Origin of the sequence: Planotetraspora silvatica (assembly GCF_016863315.1) — a bacterium.
Taxonomy (GTDB): Bacteria; Actinomycetota; Actinomycetes; order Streptosporangiales; family Streptosporangiaceae; genus Planotetraspora; species Planotetraspora silvatica.
The window spans coordinates 1-1,792 of the sequence record NZ_BOOQ01000011.1 but is presented as its reverse complement, the minus strand read 5'-3'; the positions used below and the strand labels follow the sequence as shown (position 1 = coordinate 1,792).

The window sequence follows — 1,792 nt, the reverse complement described above, 5'->3', positions numbered from 1 at the left end:
CCGGCCGCGGAGGGCTACGGCGTGCAGCCGGGCGTCGAGTTGAAGCGGTCGGGATCCATCACCGCGAGATCGGGCCAGGTCATCGAGGGACTGGACATCACCGGCCAGGTACTCATCGGCAACGGCGTCCACGACGTCGTCATCCGCAACTGCCGCTTCAACGGCGACGGCAGCCAATCCTGGGCCATCCAAACATCCGGCAACGGCTCAGCCACCGTCGAACACGTCACCATCCACGGCGACTACAGCGACTCCGGACTCGGCTACAACAACCTCACCGTCTCCCACGCCGACATCTACGGCATGAGCAACGACGGCGCCAAAGTCGGCGACAACTTCACCATGACCGACTCCTGGATCCACGACTTCAAACCCGCCAGAGGCGCCCACTCCGACGGACTGCAAATCTTCGAACGCGTCTCCAACGTCACCATCAAAAACAACATCATCAACCCCGGCCGCGGCGGCACCTGGAGCAAAAACGGCGACCAGGACACCTCCGTCAACGCCGCCCTGATGTTCGCCGAAAGCCTCAACCAAGGCACCGCCGGACGCATCACCGTCGAAGGCAACACCCTCGGCGGCGGCGGATGGACCGTCTACTTCGACGTCCCCGGCGACACCCACTTCACCGACAACGAATTCGTCCGCGGCTCCTACCTCTGGGGCCCCGTCGACAGCCGCGCCGTCACCAAGGAATGGACCGACAACGCCTACGGCGACACCGGCCAGACGATCCCTTCCCCCGCAGGACCGTAACTCGGAGGCAGAGCCCCCTTCCTACAAGCCCGAAATTCCTAACTTAGCGGCATTTGATAGCACTATCGGTGAAGCCGATGCGCGGTCGTGCCTCAACCGCAATAATGCCGGTTGGCGCAGGATCAAGAAGCTGGCATCAGCGTGCATCGGCGTGGAGGTGGATCGATGGCCGGCAAGCATTCCAGCGGTCGCGGCAGAAGGAATGGCGACCGCCGATTACGGCCATCGCTCCTGCCTGTGGCGGTCACGGGCCTGCTGACGGTGGCCGTCTCCGCCGTCCTGGTCGTCTCCGGCGGCAAATCCATCGAGCCCGGAACCGCGAACCCGGTGCCCCTCTCGCAGATCCAGCAGGTCAGCTTCTGGTCCAAGACGACCAAGGTCAGGGACCGATCGCACTCCGACAAGGCGCCCGTCGAGCTGGGCATGCGCTTCACGCCGGACCGGAACGGCTGGGTGGCCGGGGTCCGGTTCTACAAGTCCGGAGAGGGCGGCGACTACACGGGAAACCTGTGGGACGCCCAGGGTCGCCTGCTGTCGACGGCCACCTTCCCCGACCAGAGCGGCTCCGGCTGGCAGGAGGTCTCCTTCTCCAAGCCCGTGTTCGTCTGGGGCGGGCAGGACTACACGGTCTCCTACCACAGCGAGAACGGCACCTACGTCCGGACCGCCGGCTTCACGCCGGTCAGCGCCGGACCGCTCACCACGACCTCCCGAGGCGGCGTCCTCGGGTACGGCAAGCGAGCCTTCCCCACGCGGGCCAACGCCCGGCGCTACAACTACTGGGTCGACGTGATCTTCCGCTGGGACCCGCAGCAGCCGTCGACGCCTCCGAGCGGCACCCCGTCCCCCTCACCCACGCCGACACCCACGCCCAAGCCGACGCGTAGTCCGACCAAGTCCCCCACGCCCAAACCCCGCGCGAACTCCTCGACATCCTCCTCGACATCGAAGAGTTACGGCGTGCAGCCGGGCGTCGAGTTGAAGCGGTCGGGATCCATCACCGCGAGATCGGGCCAGGTCATCGAGGGACTGG

Annotated in this window: 2 protein-coding genes; both read left to right on the top strand. The window is 66.0% G+C overall.

Features of this window, described 5'->3' with window-relative positions; all coding sequences use genetic code 11:
- Positions 1 to 759: right-handed parallel beta-helix repeat-containing protein (locus Psi02_RS10455; protein WP_203973271.1), on the top strand; the 759-nt coding region annotated here is incomplete at its 5' end.
- 237 nt (positions 760 to 996) lie between these two features.
- The coding region (locus Psi02_RS10450; protein ID WP_203973270.1) for a DUF4082 domain-containing protein at positions 997 to 1,792 on the top strand (796 nt) is incomplete at its 3' end.